Genomic DNA, 17,541 nt, shown 5'->3' with positions numbered 1-17,541 from the left:
TTTAATTCAACTAAACAAACACACCTAAATCACCAATTATGAAAAGAACCTTTACTTTAAGTATGCTCAGTCTTCTTTTTTTCTGGAGCCATGCGGTCATGGCCCAAACGAAAGAAATAAGGGGTAAGGTTTCCGATTCGGAAAACGCACAAACCCTGCCGGGAGTAGTTGTTAAACTCAAAGGCTCCACTGCAGCTGTAGCCACGAATAACGACGGCCAATATGCCATTAACGTGCCAGGTGCTGGCGGTACTTTAACCTTTAGTTATGTAGGTTATATCACAAAAGAAATACAAATAGGCGCACAAACCGTAGTCAACGTATCCTTAGTACCCAACTCCGAACAACTCTCAGAAGTTGTAGTTACCGCATTAGGAATAAAACGTGATCCAAGATCTTTGGGTTACAGTGCGCAAACCGTTACAGGCGAGGACCTGACTGAAAACCGCCAGCCTAACGTGGTTAATGCCTTGCAAGGTAAAGTTGCCGGTGTTACCATCAGCAGCACCGGTGGTGCACCAGGTCAGGGGGCAAGAATCCAGATTCGTGGGGTAAACTCCATTGACCCTGCGCGTGATAACCAACCCTTATTTGTGATTGACGGTATTTTCATGGACAACAGCACATCAAATACTGGTTCTGGTGCCTATGGCATGAGTAACCGTGCGGTGGATCTTAATCCTGATGATATTGAGTCCATGAACATCCTTCGCGGTGGTGCCGCAACAGCCTTATATGGTTTGAGAGGTGCTAACGGTGTGGTAGTGATTACCACAAAATCTGGTAAAGCTGGAAACATTAAAATCGATTACCAGGGAACTTTTGGAATTGAGAATGTTAATACCATGCCGGAGTTGCAAACAAAATACAGCCAGGGATGGAGAGGTGTCTATAATAAGGATGATTTCTGGCCATCTTACGGGCCTACGGTAGAAGTAGCCAAAGCGGAAGACCCTACACACCCCGACAAATTATATAACCACATGGCCGATGCCTTTAAAACAGGTAGCCAATACCGCAATGGGGTAACCGTTTCTGGTGGAACGGAGAAAATGACCTTTTTGACTTCAATTTCACAATTACAACACAATGGTGTATTGCCTTCTACAGATTTTAAAAATCACCAGGGCAGATTAAATGCAACTTTTAAACCAAGTGAAAAATTTAATGCAGGTGCATCGATCAATGTATCCAATTCTGGCGGTTACCGTTATAATGCAGGTCGTTACATCGAGCAGTTGATTTACTGGTCGCCACGTCATGATGTTAATGATTACCTTATGGAAAATGGTACCATGCGTTCTTATGGAGAAACAACGAACCCACGTTACCTGGCAGAAACCAATCGCTTCAGCGATGATGTGTTGCGCCTCATTGGTAGTGCCAATGCCTCTTACCAACCATTTAAATGGTTAAATTTAAGCTACCGTGCAGGTATTGATACCTACCGCGACAACAGGCTGAATACTGCACCTGGATTTCAGGGTTTAGTGGGCGAGCGCCTGGTGGAAGACAATGGTACGGCAGCTTTTCCTGGCGAAGGTCTGGTAAACAATTACAATGGTACTTTCCGTAGCATCAACAGTACATTTATTGCAAGTTTAACCCATACGGTTTCAAAAGACCTCAGTGGTACCTTACGTTTAGGTCATGATTTATACAACCGCAAAACGTATAATACCTCCATGGAAGGCTCTGATTTGACGGTGTATAACTGGTATAGCCTAAGCAATGCAAAGTTTTTAACGGGTACAACCGATAGGGAATCTTATCGTTTAATGGGTATTTTTGGTGAGTTATCTTTGAACTGGAGAGAGTACCTGTACCTGACCATTACGGGCAGAAATGACGTGACTTCTTCTCTGTTAAGTCCGAATAACTCATTCTTTTACCCATCAGCCAGTTTAAGTTATATCTTCTCAGATCACATCAAACTACCTGAAGTGATTAGCAGTGCGAAGTTCAAATTGTCGTATGCCCAGATTGGTAAAGATGCCAATGCTTATTCTACCAGCCGTGGTTATTCAAATTATACCGGTTTACCAACAGGATATACAGGCTTCACCAGACCAGCATTATTAGGTTCACCTTCGCTTAAGCCAGAGTTTACCAATACTTATGAAGGTGGGTTGAGCATGCGTTTCTTGAATAGCCGGGTTGGTTTCGATGCCAATTACTACCATTCTTTGAGTAAAGACCAAATTATTAATGTACCCATCTCTTCCTCTACAGGTTATGTAACCGCTGCGGTAAATGCCGGAAGTATGAGAAATAAAGGTTTTGAACTTACCATATCAGGTACACCGGTTAAAACCAGTGACTTCTCATGGGAAACTTCCCTTAACTACTCTGCAAACCGCAATAAGATTGTTTCCTTACGTTCAGACCTGACAGAAATTGTTGGTGCTTCAGAACATGGTTACCTGAATGCCCGTGTAACCATGAAATTGATTCCTGGCGAAGCTTACGGTACTTTATACGGAACAGAATACAGACGTTATTTCACACCTGCTGAAATTGCTGCTGGCTTAGATAAATCTACTGAGGCTAGCGATCCGTCAAGACCATTGCTGATTGGTGCTAATGGTTTCCCGATCATCGGTATTGCCTCTGATCAAAAGAAATTGGGTAATGTACAACCAACTTGGATAGGTGGCTGGAATAACACCTTTAACTACAAAGATTTGTCGTTAAACGTATTGTTCGATGCTAGAATTGGTCATGAACGCTATAACCAATTGGCTAACTATTATGCGGCCTTCGGGATGTCAAAAGAGTCTGAAAATAGAAACGACCATAAGGTATTTCAGGGTGTACTTGCTGATGGTAGCGTGAACACTAAAGAAGTGTGGTTAGGACAAGGTATAGATCCTAGTACACAAATTAACTATGGTGATGGATATTACCGCCTGGTAAAAAGAGGTGCATCAGAAGATTACGTAGAAGATGCTTCCTGGGTAAGGTTACGCTCTGTTACTTTGGGTTATTCGCTTCCTAAACAATGGATAGAAAGAAGTTTTGTGAAAAACATTAAGTTATCTGTAACTGGGAATAACCTGATTCTGTGGACTAAATACTCTGGTTTCGATCCGGAAAGTACCACCACGAACAGCGGTTCTAACATCGATGGTTTCGCCGGTATGACCTATCCTGCGGTAAGAAGTTTCCTTTTCTCTTTAAATGTTGGCTTTTAGAATTAAATACGATGAACAAATATAATAAGATAGCAATCATCATCCTGCTTGTCGGTTTTGCCGCTATAGGGCAGGGATGTAAAAAATATTTCGAGTTAAACGAAAACCCTAATCAGGTGGTTGATCCACCATTAAATGCGCTGTTATCTACGGCAACCCATAAAGCGGGATTAAACGGCCAGCGCATTGCCAGTGTCAATACGTATTACTCACAATACCTGGCTAATCCTTCAGCCGGGGGAGCTACGGATACTTACCAGATTACCGATAATACCACGCAATGGGATAATGCTTATTATGCCATGGCCGATTTAAGTGACATGATCGCTAAAGCTTCAGCAAGTGGTGCTACAGAACACCTGGGTGTGGGTCAATTATTAATGGCTTATACCTTAGGTTTGGTTACTGATACCTGGGGAAGTGCCCCTTACAGTCAGGCTTTTGGAGTAGAGGGTAACCTGACCCCTAAATATGATTCGGAGGAAGAGCTTTACCAAACCGCACTGAACTTGATCAATGAGAGTATTGCTAACCTGCAGAAAACAGATGCAACAACTAATCTTGATCCGGCATCCGACCTGATTCACCAGGGTAACCGGGAGGCCTGGTTAAAAACCGCTTACGGCATCCAGGCAAGGTTTTTAAACAAGATTTCTAAAAAAGCAAGCTACAGTCCGCAAAGCGTTCTTGCTGCGGTAGAGAAATCTTATACCTCTGGCAATGATGATGCAGGAATGGAGGTGTTTTCGGGAATTAACCCTTGGGCACAGCTTGCCGTAAATAATGCAGGTAATTTATTGGGTGGCTGGTTGTCTGATAATTTTGTGGACCATATGAATGGTGTAAAATACGGCATCATTGATCCAAGGATTGCCAAAATCACCGACCCAACAATTACGGGAACATTTGTAGGTACCCGCAATGGTGCCGGAAACGCAGGCCTTGCCGCAAATACGGTACATGACGAGGTTTACGTGAGTTTGATTTCTCCTTTAACCAACAGAACTTCGCCTTTATATGTGCTTAATTACGATGAATTGAAATTTATCGAAGCTGAAGCGGCTTTCCGCCTGGGTGCCAGCGGACTTACGCGGGCCTATGCCGCTTACCTAGCTGGTATAACTGAAAACATGAATAGGTTGGGTGTAAGTGCAACAGACCGCGATGCTTACCTGGCACATCCTTCAGTTGGGGTTGGCGCAGCTAACCTGACTTTGAAATTAATATTTAAAGAGAAGTATGCAGCTACCTATTTAAGTCCTGAAGCCTGGAATGATGTACGCCGTAATGATTATGACTACACAGGTTTCCGCATGCCAGAAGGTGCTGTGATTGATAACTATATCCGTAGGGTGGCTTATCCAACCGCAGAAAGATCTAAAAATGGATCTAATGTACCTGCAGAGGTGCCTTTAGACACCCCATTATGGTGGGATAAACCATAAAATATCTTTATTGAGAAAAAAAGCGCCTGGATCATCACCAGGCGCTTTTTTTTACTGCCTGATTCCTGTTTTTGAACAGCAAAACCTGATCATAAGGCTATCATTACAAAATGCGCATCAGGCAGATAAAACCTATATTTGAAGAATAACATTTAGCAGTAGCAGTATGGAATTAGGTATAATGACTTTCGCGGATATGAAGCCGGAAAGCCAGACAGGAAATGGTGTCCATGGCGCCCAGCGTTTAAAGGATCTATTAGAAGAAATACAGTTAGCCGATCAGTTAGGCTTGGATATTTTTGGTTTAGGCGAACACCACCGTGCTGATTATGCAGTTTCGGCTCCTGCCGTAGTGCTCGGTGCTGCTGCGGCTTTAACCAAAAACATTAAACTAAGCAGTGCAGTAACGGTACTCAGCTCTGACGATCCCATCAGGGTGCAGCAGCAATTTGCCACCATCGACCTGCTGTCGGAAGGCCGTGCAGAAATTATGGCCGGCCGGGGCTCTTTTATCGAATCCTTTCCTTTGTTCGGTTACCAGTTGTCGCAATACGATGAACTCTTTACTAAAAAATTAGCGCTATTGCTGCGTCTTCAAAAGAATGAAGTTCCTGGTGTTTATCCACATCCTTATCAAAGTGAAATGCCGGTCTGGTTGGCTGCAGGCGGTACGCCAGCGTCGGCCGTGAGGGCTGCAACTTTAGGCATACCTCTTATGCTGGCCATTATAGGCGGCTATCCAGCACAATTCGTGCCTTTCGTTAACCTGTATCGCGAAACAGCTGTTAGCCTGGGACGTGATGTGAATACGTTACAAATTGGTGTTAATAACCATGTGTATATTGGCGTAGATGCTCAAAGAGCAGCAGATGAATTCTTTCCTTATTATGCCGCGATGATGAACCAGGTGGGTAAGGACCGGGGCTGGCCTCCACTTACCCGTCAGCAATTTGAACAAAGCAGATCGCAGCAGGGTGCTTTAATGGTGGGCAGTGTGCAGCAGGTGATCGATAAAATTTTATATGAGCATGAATTGTTTGGCAATACACGCTTTCTGGCACAAGGTAGCTTGGGACAGGTGCCACACCACATGACCATGAAATCGATAGAGCTTTTTGGGACACAGGTGGCACCTGCAGTGCGCAAAGCCTTGCAATAAAGCGCATTCTTGCCGGAAAAGCGGAAAAACCTATATAGGGATCGACATTTAATCTTGCAATAAGTTAAGGTTGACTTAACATTAGAAAAACATCTGTTGTCTATTTTTGTGGCGAAACTAGAACATATGAAAAGATTATTCTTCCTTGCTGCGGCACTATCGTTAACGGTGAGCATACAAGCTCAGGACCTTGCAAAAGGTTATATTTATGCAGATGCAAATGGTAACAAAAAACACGATCGTTCAGAAAAAGGCATTGGCCAGGTAGCCGTAACCAACGGCACAGAGGTTGTGCTCACCAATGAAAAAGGTTATTATGAGCTATCAGTAAGCAACGACCAGATTATTGCGGTGATTAAACCTGCCGGTTACCAGGTGCAGGTTAACGAAAATAACCTGCCTCAGTTTTTTTATAACCATAAACCACAAGGTTCGCCGGCCTTAAAATATAAAGGAGTAGCGCCTACGGGAAAACTTCCTAAATCTGTTGACTTTCTTTTGACACCAGTGGAGGAAGCACAAAACTTTACCGCATTAATTTTCGGTGATCCACAGCCTTATACCCTGGAAGAAGTAGCTTTCTTTGATAAAGGCATTGTTAAAGAAGTTGAAGGCATTAAAAATGTTGCTTTCGGTTTAAGTATGGGCGATTTAGTGGGTAATGATCCTGATTTATTCAATCCTTATATTAAAGCGGTACAGAAAATTGGTATACCCTGGTATAACCTGCTAGGTAACCACGACATTAATTTTGACGTGACCGATGATAAACTTTCTGATGAATCTTTTGAAGCGCATTTTGGTCCTGCTGATTATGCCTTTAATTATGGAAACGTGCATTTCATCGTATTGGATGACGTGATTTATCCGGATCCGCGTGGTGGTAAATCTTACTGGGGTGGATTGAGAAAAGACCAATTAGAGTTTGTGAAAAATGACCTGAAACATGTACCTAAAGACAAACTAATTGTATTGGCATTCCATATTCCTTTTGGAGAAGCTGGAAAAGATGCAGGTTTCCGTGAAGCAGACCGCATCGAATTATTTAACTTACTAGCCGATTTCCCGAACACACTATCGCTTTCTGCACATACCCATAACCAGAAGCAATTGTACTTTAACAAAAAAGACGGTTGGAAACAAGAAAAAGCGCACCATCATTATAATGTAGGTACCACATCGGGTAACTGGTATTCAGGAGAACTTGATGAACTAGGAGTGCCAATATCTACCATGAGCGATGGAACGCCAAAAGGTTACGCCTTCCTGAATTTTAAAGGCAACCAATATGATGTAGATTATAAAGTGGCTGGTAAAACTAAAGAATACCAGATGGAGATTTCTGCACCTAAAGTGATTGAACATAATAAAAAGACATCTGCTGCCATTTATGTAAACTTTTTTATGGGTGGCGAAAATGATAAGGTAGTTTACCGCGTAGGTCAGGGCGAATGGAAAGACATGACTTATGTGCCGCAAAATGATCCTTCATTTTTAGCACTGTTGCATAAATGGGATCATACAGAAACCTTATTAACGGGTAAACGTCCAAGTGCTCCTAACATCAGTCAGCACATCTGGAAAGGTGCAATCCCTTTTAAGTTGGCGCCAGGCACACACCAAATTACCGTTAAGGCCACAGATCGTTATGGTAAAACATTTGAACAAACCAAAGATTACCGCATTGTAAAACCATAGTCGATCACTTTGCCATCAACTAATAACTGCTGGTCTTTGTGTGTTATTTTACCGCCAGAAGGGACACTGATCAATATCGCCGACTGCCTTGCTGCAATCGCGATTTTGAAGTTCTTTTTTACCCTTCTGGCGATAAATTTCTTTGTTAACAGGTTATAAATATCTGTTGTTTGTCCCTTTACTGTCCTTAAGCGGATGGTTTTAATCTCCCCATAAGGATTGTAATATAAATAACTGGGATAATTATGGTCGGCAAAAAAGTCTGTAGTTTGCAGGTTTACCTGCAGCAACCCTTCTACTGCTGTCTCCTGCACCATGCCACCAAAAATGCCTACATGTCCGCTGCCATATACACTAAATTGTGAAACGGCAGGGTTCTTCCCTGGTACCCATTTCGGGCCATCGCCCTGGGCAACGGGAGCCTGCAGTTCAGTGTACAGGCTATCGTAAGTTGATGCTTTCGCTATACCTTCATAAGCAATAACCCCCTTGGTTACGTCGGCTTCATCCGGCAGGGTTTGGTGTTGTCGTGGCAAGTGTTCCGGGTAAAAGAAACGTGCTGCATTTACGGCATTCAGCATCCATTTTCCAATGGCATTCGCGTATTGTGGCTGGTATTTTAGTAAAGGCACCAATGGCCAGGCAGCATCGAAGGTATTCATTAAAAAAGCATAACCTCCATGGTCTACAGTGCTACCCACTGTGCCGGAAATTTCAATACCGTTCCAATTTCCTGTTAGTACTCCCCAGCCCTCCCGGCATACCGCCGTACCGTCAAAGGTCCAGTCGAGCATTTTATGCACATCAAATTGGGTTCCCTGCTCAGCATTCATGCGGGCGGCCACATAAGCACCAAAAGGCATCAGTAACTCGTAGGTAGGATTAATGGGCTGACTTTCGAGCGCTTTCATCGCATTGATGGCTCCTTTTAAATAACGTGGATCATTAAAATGCTTGTATGCCGAATACAATACGTAGGCATGGCCTGCTGCGGCATCGGGCTGGGCACAAATGTTATTGGTCATCGGTTTCATTTGCCGATAGTCAAAATAGGAGTAGCTGTAGTTGCCATTCAACACAGAATCGGCCAGGTAAAACTGGTCGGCAATGGTTCTGGCGAGCCGCTTAAATTCCGGTTCATCAGGATAAAGGTCGTAAATGGCATAGAAAAGTACATTGGGGTAAACATCATACCACCAGTCTCGCCCATAACCGCCACCCAACAGCGCCACCTCAGGTGCAGTATTGTTCATCATGATATTCCAGCCATTATCGCTGTTAAAATAGTTGCGCAGCATGCCTACATAGTTTAATGCGCTGCCTTTTTGTTTATCGATCCCGACCAGACTGGCGCCTAACACGGCGCCCATATTGGCCAGCGCTTCATGAAACATCCCTTTATTTGCCGGTCCCTGCCGCACATCACCTATCGCTGTATAAACACCGACCACCGGTTGGGGGAAGTTTTTGCCGGTGCTGTCAATCCAAACTAATGGCCAATAATTACCCCGGCTATTAAAATTATACACGGTACTGTCAAATTTTAAGGCCAATTCTTTCCAGTCGATAATGCGCAGGGGCTGCGGAATATCAGCCATTTCACCGACCCGACTTATCGTAATTTGTCTTACCTGTGCTTCCGCTAAAGGGCTGAGCAACAGGAAAAGCAATAAATAGGTTAAGCTTCTTTTCATAGCGAGGATAGTTTAACTTGTTTCAGGGATTGGCTTTATCAAGTTAAACAAAATGGCGATTAATAACACTAATATGTCATGTATAAAAAGAACATGAACAAATTAACCGTGTTATTGGTTATTGGAGGGTAATTAACATCATACGCTATGACATACAAAGAATTGCTTCAAAACCTTGCCGACCAAGCTTCGGAGAATTATAAAAACTACTTGCAGTCGAAAATTGCTGCCCAAGAAAATACTACAGACGAACTTTTGCCACAAAAAACTCAACAATTTAAGGACACTGCGGAGCTGTTAGAGAAGAAATTTTCGGCCGTTTTGGCAACCGTAAAAAGCGGGGAGGAACTTAATCAGGCTGTTCCTGACGAATCTTTAAACGATTTCCTTCCTTAAAAGCGTTCTTTTAATCTCTAAATCTTTGTTAGCTTTGTTATAATATGTTATCGAAGAAAACAAAGTATGCCATTAAGGCATTGGTAGCGCTGGGTAAAAATGTCGAAAATCCACCAATGCAAATTGTGAAGTTGGCAGAACAAGAGATGATTCCCAGGAAATTCTTGGAACAAATTCTGTTGGACCTTAGAAATGCAGGCTATTTATATAGTAAAAAGGGTGCCGGTGGTGGTTATAGCTTAAATAAAGAAGCAAAGGACATTTACCTGGCTGATGTGTTACGTATTACCGATGGCCCCATCGCTATGGTTCCTTGTGCCAGCATCAAGTTTTATCGCAAGTGCGATGAGTGCCATGATGAGGTTACCTGCGGTATTCGTAAAACATTTATTGATGTGAGAGATGCCACACTGCTGGTACTTTCTAACACCTCCATCGCTGATGTGATTGCGAGGGAAACCACCCCACCAACTGAAATTTAAATGTATAACGGGATAAGCCCTTTATTTAGCTCAAAACACACAAAGCAACATAATGAACATTAATTTTTTAACTAAAAAAACTTATGGCATCGCCTTGTTATCGGCCATGCCTTTTTTTGCCTTTGCTCAAAAAGACAACTGGCAAAATCTAGACCTGAAAACTGATTCTACTTTTGGGATTAGTACAGAAAAAGCATATACAGAATTACTAAAAGGTAAAAAGGCAAAACCTGTTGTGGTTGGCATACTGGATAGTGGGGTAGATTATAACCATGAAGACCTTAAAACGGTCATGTGGACCAATACCAAAGAGGTTGCAGGTAACAAAAAAGACGACGATAAAAACGGCTACATTGACGATGTGTATGGCTGGAATTATCTGGGTTCTGAAAAAGGTTCTATTCACCATGAAACATTAGAATTAACACGTATTCTGAAAAGAGACGAAGCTAAATTTGGACAAGCAGATGCCACTTCTGTGCCAGCCGCAGATCTTCCTGCTTTCGAAGCTTACCAGAAAATGCGTGCAGAATATGAATCGAAACTCGCGGAAGCCAAAAGTGGACTGATCAGTATTGAAGGCTTTAAAAGCGTGATTGATGCGGTAGTTAAAAAGATTGGAAAAGAAGAGCCTGCAGTAGCAGATTTTGAAAGCTTAAAGCCAGACAATGAAATGGAAGGCCGCGTGAAAGACATTATGTTGGCGCAATTAAAAACACAAACCTTTAAAGAATTTTACGATAGTCAGATTCTTAAAGGCCTTGAGTACTACAGTGGACAGGTAAATTATAACCTGAACATGGATTATAACCCGAGAGCAGAACTGCAGGTAGATAATTACGCTGACAGCAGGGAACGCAAATACGGAAATAACGACGTCATTGGTGCAGATGCCAGTCATGGTACTCACGTAGCGGGTATTGTTGCGGCCATTAGAAATAATGAGTTAGGCGTTAAAGGTGTTGCCGACCAGGCGGTTATTTTAACGGTAAGGGCTGTACCAGATGGGGATGAACGCGATAAAGATGTGGCGAATGCCATTCGCTATGCAGTAGATAATGGTGCGAAAGTATTAAACATGAGCTTTGGTAAAGGTTATTCATGGGACAAAAAAGTGGTAGACGAAGCCGTGAAATATGCCATGTCTAAAGACGTCTTAATTGTACAGGCTGCCGGAAACGACAATAAAAACTTAGATGTAGAGAAAAGCTTTCCAGACCGTCGTTACGAAGGTGGCGGTGTAGCTGGCGCATACTTGGTTGTAGGTGCATCAGGTTATGTGGATGATGAAACTTTAAAAGCAAGTTTCTCTAATTATGGTAAAACAACAGTGGATGTATTCGCTCCTGGTGTAAACATTAACTCAACAATTCCAGGTTCACAGTATGCAAAATTCAATGGTACAAGTATGGCTGCTCCTGTAGTTGCAGGTCTTGCTGCCCTTATTCGTTCGTATTATCCTAAGTTTTCTGCACAGGAAGTGAAAGATATCATCATGAAATCTGTAGTGAAAGTTAATCACAACGTAAATGTTAAACAAGGTGAAGAAACCAAATCTCTTCCTTTTGCTGATTTAAGCGTTACTGGTGGTGTAGTTAATGCTTATGAAGCTTTAAAACTTGCTGCTGAAACGAAATAATGAGTCATTGAACATACTAAAGGGTGCCGGTCATGCTTGACTGGCACCCTTTTTCGTAACGCTATTTTTCAGGTAGTCAGGCGAATACATGGGAATCTGCCTTTTCACAGTGGGTACAACCTCATTAGGATATTCGTATTTGTACGTGGTTTTTAGTATAATTACAATAATTAATAAATCATAAAAAACCGATGTCAACAGCAACATTTGATTTCTTTCAATTGTCTCCACTTCCTATGTGGATCTATGACATCAATACGTTTGCATTTTTAGCCGTTAATGAAGCTGCTGTACATTTTTATGGATATGAAAAAGCAGTATTTCTGCAAATGATCCTGCATGAAATCGAGGGTCCAAACGTACCCACCAAATTAGGAAAAGAGATTAAACTACACCGAAAAAAATGTGGTAGTGTGGTGTATACCCATGTTATTCCAAGCTCATTTCAGTGGGAGGGTCAAGATGCCAAACTGGTTATTATTTACGACTATACCGAAAGTCTGGAGAATGAACGTCGCCTGGAAGAAAGCGCGCAGCGCTTTAACACCGTTTCTAAGGCTACTAGTGATACCATATGGGATCACCGTATCGGTTCGCAGGAAATCGTTTGGAATAGGGGTATAAAAGGGATCTTTGGCCATAAAAATATCAAAGGCGATACCACCTCTTATGAATGGTGGAACGAGCAGGTACATCCCGAGGATCGCGAAAGGGTAATCGACAAGAAAATAAAAATCCAACTTGACGGAACTAACAGGTGGCAGGATGAATACCGTTTTCGTTGCGGCGATGGCACTTACCGCTATGTATGCGACCGGGGTTTTATCGTTTATGATGAACAGGGTGCACCTGTTCGAATTATTGGCGCCATGGAGGATATCACCAAAAGAAAGGAATATATCCGTGCTATAGAAGACCAGAATAAAAAATTCAAAGAAATCGCCTGGATACAGTCGCACATGGTACGCGCACCTTTAGCCAGGATTTTGGCCCTGGTAGACCTGATCCGCCTGGACCATCCAGATGATGATTATGAAATTATGCTAGATTACCTCAGCAATTCTGCTAAAGAACTGGATTCCCTGATCGTTAATATTGCAGATAAATCTCCGGTAGTCTAAAATCTCCGGTAGTCTAAAACTGTATCGGTTCAAACTTCTTAAAATCCCAAGTATTCTTATTGTTCTTCGCATACCAAACCTTAAAGCTCTGGTTTGGTGGTACCGTAAAATGGAAAGATACTTCTGCTTCTGCAGGGTCCTTTGGCAAAAAGCCAGGCAGCAGGGTTTCCGCGATCATTTTTACTTGCTCTTCTTTTAACATGGTGACTATGATTAAATTCCTTTAAATACTTCAGCCACGATTTCATAGGAACGTAACTTTGCAGGGTGATCGTAAATATGTGCCGTTACCATGATTTCATCCACCTGGGTTTGGTCCAGGAAATCTTGCAGCTCCGACTTTAACGTTTCTTTGCTTCCAACAAAAGTGCAAGCCAACATCTGGTTCACCTGTTCCTCTTCATAGTCGTTCAGTACATCTTCCAGGCTGGCGGCCGGTGGTTGTAACAACTCTCTTTTTCCACTAATGACGCCTTTAAACATGCGGTATAAGGACGTGACCAGTTTCTGTGCTTCCGCATCGGTATCTGCAGCAACCACATTTATACAAGAAATCACATAGGGTTTATCTAAAAATTCCGAAGGTTTGAAGTTTTCCCGGTACAGGTTAATGGCCGTTAAAAACTGGGCAGGTGCAAAGTGACTGGCAAAAGCATAAGGTAAACCTAAAGCGGCTGCTAAACGGGCACTGTCGGTACTCGAACCTAATATCCAGATGGGGATGTCTAATCCTTCGCCGGGGATGGCACGTACGCTGCTTCTGCTATTATCTGCTGATAAATAGGCTTGCAACTTTAACACATCCTGTGGGAAATTCTGTGCAGCGATCATGCGTTGTTCACCACGGATGGCCATGGCTGTCAGCTGGTCAGTGCCAGGTGCACGACCTAAACCGAGGTCAATACGATCCGGATATAAAGATGCCAGCGTTCCAAATTGCTCTGCAATAATTAAAGGGGAGTGGTTAGGTAACATAATGCCGCCAGAACCCACCCTGATGGTTTCTGTACCTCCTGCAATGTGCCCAATAACCACTGCAGTAGCAGAACTGGCCACACTGGGCATGTTATGGTGCTCGGCAAGCCAATAACGGGTAAAGCCCCATTTTTCGGCATGTTGTGCTAAGTCTAAGCTGGTTTTAAATGTATATGCTGGTGTTTTGCCTTCGATGACTGTCGCCAGGTCAAGAACAGAGTAGGTGGTAGAATTAAGTAGTTTCTTCATAAGAATAACGTTGATGCAAAAATACACAGGATTTGTTGTATAGCCCAGTTCCCTATTAGGATATGACTTTAAAGTAGCAATTTGAATCCCCCCTTAAAACGGGTTAAATAATTATTTATTTGATTAATTATTATTTACACTTGGTAGTTCATGAAAAGAAAAACAGTCCAACTCCTGCTGCTGCTATCACTCCTGTTAAGCGGCTTTTATGCCGATGCGCAAAACTGGCTGCCTGGTTACCGCTACCGAAAGTTAATTACCATTGAAAAGAGTAAAATCGAGAATGACCCAACCAGTTTTAACCAGTGGGTCAATCATTATGTATTGCTACAGCTTGAACATGCAGACCTTCAGTATGAGGAAGGGGCATTTGAACCGAAAATCTCACATCCCCAGGGACTGGATATTTCCTTTACCTTGTCAACCACTTCCCAAACAGCCTTAAAATTCCAGCTTGAGAGTTACGATGCTGCTCGTGGGAAGATTACCTGTTGGGTACAAATCCCATCGTTAGTTACCAAAGGCGGTAATGCTTCTACCAAAATTTATATGTATTATGGTTCCACGAACAATCATAATCCGGCAGCTCCGGCGACAATAGCCATGTGGAATACAATGTACACTCATGTAGACCATTTTAATGAAGGTGCTGAAGGAGTAATCAGTACCGGCGCAAGTTTTAATGGCAACAGGCGGATATTAATAAAACCCCTTGTTCCAACAACCTTTACTTTTTCTGCCTGGATCAAATATCAATCCAACGCCCAAGAACAAATGATTATTGCAAATGATACCGCAGGTCGTGGGGGATTTCAACTTAAAGTAAATACCGAAGGAAAATTGGTTCTTACAACTTTCAGCACTGCAGGTTCGCGAACACTGGTGAGTACGACCATTCTTCAACCTAATGAATGGTATCTTGTTAGTCTTTCTTACAGAGACCGTGTAAAGGAGTTCCTAGTAAATGGGGTAATTGCCGGCAACTTTGCAACGGCGCACCAAATTGCGCCCGGAGGACAGGTGGTTATCGGTAGTTCAAAACAGCAACACCAATACTTTAATGGGTTAATGGACGAACTTAGAATCAGTTCGATCGAAGTTACTAGACCATGGTTCATTACCGAATATAATATGATTAGAACTCCTGTCGGAATGTTTACAGCTGGAGCAGAAGAAGTGAATATGACTTTGAATACTACCTATACTTTCACCGGGGCCCTTGACAGCAATTGGCTGGAACCCGATAATTGGGTCCCGAAAGCTGTCCCCGTACCGGGTAGAAACATCCGCATCAAGGCAGGGGTAAGGGCTTATTACACCGGCGATTTAATCGTAAACAAACTGCTCCTGGAAAGTGGTGCCCAACTGAACCTAATTAAGAACCTCTACGCCACACAAAAAATCGAGCTGCAAGCCGCTAGTACCCTCACCGCTGCAAGCACCTCTACCTTACAGCTGCAAGGCGATGTATTAAACCACGGCACACTGCAAACTGAAGGCAAACTCCTGTTTCTTGGAAACCAAAACTCAATAACTTACTACGGTACCGGGCTGGCGGAAGTAGGCGTCTTAGAACTAAACTTAAACACCTCACAGGCCTTGCTTAAGCTACAGTCGCAAATAAACGTGAGCCGATCATTAAATTTAACCCGCGGCCATGTAGAAGCAAATGGTAATATCCTGCTCTTGGCTAGCGCCACACATAGTGCTGCCGTAGCGCCAATAACTAACCTGGGCAGTATCAGTGGTGAATTGCAAGTACAAAGTTATGTGACAGGTACTTTCCCTGCACCTGCAACCGGTAGGGGCTGGCGTTTGTGGAGTGCCCCAATATGGCACAATGGTACACCCGGAAATTATCAATACCGCATTACTGATGTCCAGCAGTCGGTATTTGTTACCGGTAAAGGAGGAACAGCCAACGGTTTTGATGTGTCGCCTAACAATGGTGCTACCATTTATACCCATGATCAAGCCTTAACCGGAACACTTGCACAGAAATATGTGCCTATTGCAAACTTGCAAACAGCAATTCCGTTAGGGCGGGGTTTCTTTATCTATTCCAGAGGCAGTCGCCTCTTGCCTAATGCTTTCCAGCAGCAGGTACAAACACCCCCTTTTTCAAATGCTGCGCCTTATGTCATCACTTATAAAGGGCAGTTATTTACCGGCAACCTCGAGGTAGCCGTTGCTAACCGCGATGCGGATGGAGAAGGTAATGGATTTAACCTCTTAGGCAATCCTTATGCCGCAGCCATCAGGTGGGGTAGTCTGCAGAAAACCAATGTAGGTCCATTTGTCTGGTTGTTTGATCCCTTAAATAACACCTATATCGTGAGCGATGATCCCAATACCATTATCCCTGCAGGTGCTGGTTTCTTTATCCGGGTACTTAAAGGAATCAAAACCGGTACCGTTCATTTTTCTGAAAGTGCTAAAGTGATATCCTCCTTATGAAAAGATTGCTGTTACTACTCCTGTTTATGAAAAGACTATTTTTACTATGCTTGATGTCGGCTTTCTGCCTGGCGCCAGCATGGGGGCAGCATAAAAGCGAACGCCTAAACGTCACCTTGAGCAGAGGTGCTTTTTCTGATCACTTTATTTTGCTTTTTAAAACAGGCGGTAACGACGAAACAGATGATCAGGATGCACCTAAAATAAGCGATGGCCACTTAAGTATAGCGAGCATAACTACAGCCGGGCATAAAATAGCGATAGAAGAAAAGGCTTTTCCAACTGGGCCGCAAGTGATCGACTTATACAGCCGGGTTTATGCAGCGGGCTCTTATTCCCTAATGCTGGAATGGGCAGCGCGAGAAAATGAGGGATTCAGTGTTACCCTATACGACCATTTACTCGAGTTGAAAACCCCTGTACATGGGGGGCAGCACCTATACAGTTTCCAGATGGATTCTGCCCAGTTAGGGCAAACAAGCCGTTTTTCGCTACTATTAGACAAGCGTGTACAGGCGATTGAACCCCTAGGGGTTAAAGAACAAGATTTGATTGCCTACCCAAATCCTTTCACCAACCAGCTTTACCTGCAGGTAAAAGAATTTGCCGCGGAGGCCGAACTGCAGCTCACCGATATGATGGGCCGTAAACACTGGCGGAAGACCTTTACACAGGTACAGCCACTTCAGCAAATCGAAATTCCCGTGCAGCAATTAACCCCGGGGCTTTATTTGTTAGGCTGGCGTGATCTGGCAAACCCAAAAGCGGCAACCACCTTAAAAATTATCAAACGATGAAATTCCTCGCCTAAGAAAATTGAAAGATATGAAAAAAATGATGTTGACTTTTGGTGTGGCCCTATTGGCGACAACCCTTTTCGCTCAGGACCCAGGACTTCCCGGTGGAGACCCTGATACTCCAGTTCCCATAGATGGGGGTTTGTTTGCCTTACTGGCGGCAGGTTTAGGTTATGGCCTAAAGAAAATGCGAGATGCCAGTCGCCTACCTGGTGACGGTAAAAAGTAAGGAACT

The 17,541-nt window shown here is 43.3% G+C and carries 14 protein-coding genes; 11 read left to right on the top strand and 3 right to left on the bottom strand.

Translation table 11 applies throughout. The features are described 5' to 3' along the window. The first annotated feature begins 38 nt into the window (after positions 1 to 38). From IWX76_RS15195 to IWX76_RS15180, 4 genes are all read left to right on the top strand, one after another. Positions 39 to 3,194: a SusC/RagA family TonB-linked outer membrane protein gene (locus IWX76_RS15195; RefSeq protein ID WP_196860882.1), complete on the top strand. Its 3,156-nt coding sequence runs from the start codon at positions 39 to 41 to the stop codon at positions 3,192 to 3,194. A gap of 11 nt (positions 3,195 to 3,205) precedes the next feature. Continuing rightward, positions 3,206 to 4,639, top strand: coding sequence for a SusD/RagB family nutrient-binding outer membrane lipoprotein (locus tag IWX76_RS15190; RefSeq protein ID WP_196860881.1), 1,434 nt, complete (start codon positions 3,206 to 3,208; stop codon positions 4,637 to 4,639). Between the two features lie 166 nt (positions 4,640 to 4,805). After that, positions 4,806 to 5,798 carry an LLM class flavin-dependent oxidoreductase gene (locus IWX76_RS15185; protein WP_196860880.1) on the top strand — a complete coding sequence of 331 codons (993 nt, stop codon included), beginning with the start codon at positions 4,806 to 4,808 and terminating at the stop codon, positions 5,796 to 5,798. A gap of 126 nt (positions 5,799 to 5,924) precedes the next feature. After that, the gene (locus tag IWX76_RS15180; protein ID WP_196860879.1) at positions 5,925 to 7,496 is read left to right on the top strand and encodes a calcineurin-like phosphoesterase C-terminal domain-containing protein; all 1,572 of its coding nucleotides are present in this window, start codon (positions 5,925 to 5,927) and stop codon (positions 7,494 to 7,496) included. Here the strand turns inward: IWX76_RS15180 and IWX76_RS15175 are convergent. Continuing rightward, entirely contained in the window at positions 7,475 to 9,190 is a 1,716-nt protein-coding gene (locus IWX76_RS15175; protein ID WP_334642043.1) for a hypothetical protein, read from the bottom strand. The two genes, IWX76_RS15180 and IWX76_RS15175, sit on opposite strands and share 22 nt — an antisense overlap. Before the next feature lie 147 nt (positions 9,191 to 9,337). Here IWX76_RS15175 and IWX76_RS15170 point away from each other — a divergent pair, with 147 nt between their 5' ends. From IWX76_RS15170 to IWX76_RS15155, 4 genes are all read left to right on the top strand, one after another. Continuing rightward, a complete protein-coding gene (locus IWX76_RS15170; protein ID WP_196860878.1) occupies positions 9,338 to 9,586 on the top strand; it encodes a hypothetical protein in 249 nt (82 codons plus the stop codon). A gap of 44 nt (positions 9,587 to 9,630) precedes the next feature. Continuing rightward, positions 9,631 to 10,068 carry an RrF2 family transcriptional regulator gene (locus tag IWX76_RS15165; protein WP_196860877.1) on the top strand — a complete coding sequence of 146 codons (438 nt, stop codon included), beginning with the start codon at positions 9,631 to 9,633 and terminating at the stop codon, positions 10,066 to 10,068. Positions 10,069 to 10,120: 52 nt separating this feature from the next. Beyond that, positions 10,121 to 11,707, top strand: coding sequence for a S8 family peptidase (locus tag IWX76_RS15160; protein ID WP_196860876.1), 1,587 nt, complete (start codon positions 10,121 to 10,123; stop codon positions 11,705 to 11,707). A gap of 191 nt (positions 11,708 to 11,898) precedes the next feature. Continuing rightward, positions 11,899 to 12,828, top strand: a complete 930-nt coding sequence (locus tag IWX76_RS15155; protein ID WP_196860875.1) for a PAS domain-containing protein — start codon at positions 11,899 to 11,901, stop codon at positions 12,826 to 12,828. A 13-nt stretch (positions 12,829 to 12,841) separates the two neighbouring features. On the opposite strand, the gene IWX76_RS15150 is transcribed toward IWX76_RS15155, so the two are convergent. Further along, complete coding sequence (locus IWX76_RS15150; protein ID WP_196860874.1) at positions 12,842 to 13,030, bottom strand: hypothetical protein; 189 nt, start codon at positions 13,028 to 13,030, stop codon at positions 12,842 to 12,844. 11 nt (positions 13,031 to 13,041) lie between these two features. Further along, positions 13,042 to 14,052, bottom strand: coding sequence for an LLM class flavin-dependent oxidoreductase (locus tag IWX76_RS15145; protein WP_196860873.1), 1,011 nt, complete (start codon positions 14,050 to 14,052; stop codon positions 13,042 to 13,044). 150 nt (positions 14,053 to 14,202) lie between these two features. Between IWX76_RS15145 and IWX76_RS15140 the strand changes: the two genes are divergently transcribed. The 3 genes from IWX76_RS15140 to IWX76_RS15130 are packed head-to-tail and all read left to right on the top strand — an operon-like array spanning position 14,203 to position 17,535. Further along, positions 14,203 to 16,509 carry a DUF2341 domain-containing protein gene (locus IWX76_RS15140; RefSeq protein ID WP_196860872.1) on the top strand — a complete coding sequence of 769 codons (2,307 nt, stop codon included), beginning with the start codon at positions 14,203 to 14,205 and terminating at the stop codon, positions 16,507 to 16,509. A 26-nt stretch (positions 16,510 to 16,535) separates the two neighbouring features. Then, a complete protein-coding gene (locus IWX76_RS15135) occupies positions 16,536 to 17,306 on the top strand; it encodes a T9SS type A sorting domain-containing protein (RefSeq protein WP_196860871.1) in 771 nt (256 codons plus the stop codon). 28 nt (positions 17,307 to 17,334) lie between these two features. Further along, positions 17,335 to 17,535, top strand: a complete 201-nt coding sequence (locus tag IWX76_RS15130; RefSeq protein ID WP_196860870.1) for a PID-CTERM protein-sorting domain-containing protein — start codon at positions 17,335 to 17,337, stop codon at positions 17,533 to 17,535. Positions 17,536 to 17,541 lie beyond the last annotated feature (6 nt).

Origin of the sequence: Pedobacter sp. CAN_A7, assembly GCF_015752175.1 — a bacterium.
In the GTDB taxonomy this organism is placed as follows: Bacteria; Bacteroidota; Bacteroidia; order Sphingobacteriales; family Sphingobacteriaceae; genus Pedobacter.
The sequence above is the reverse complement of the archived record's forward strand: the minus strand, read 5'-3'. Positions and strand labels throughout refer to the sequence as shown.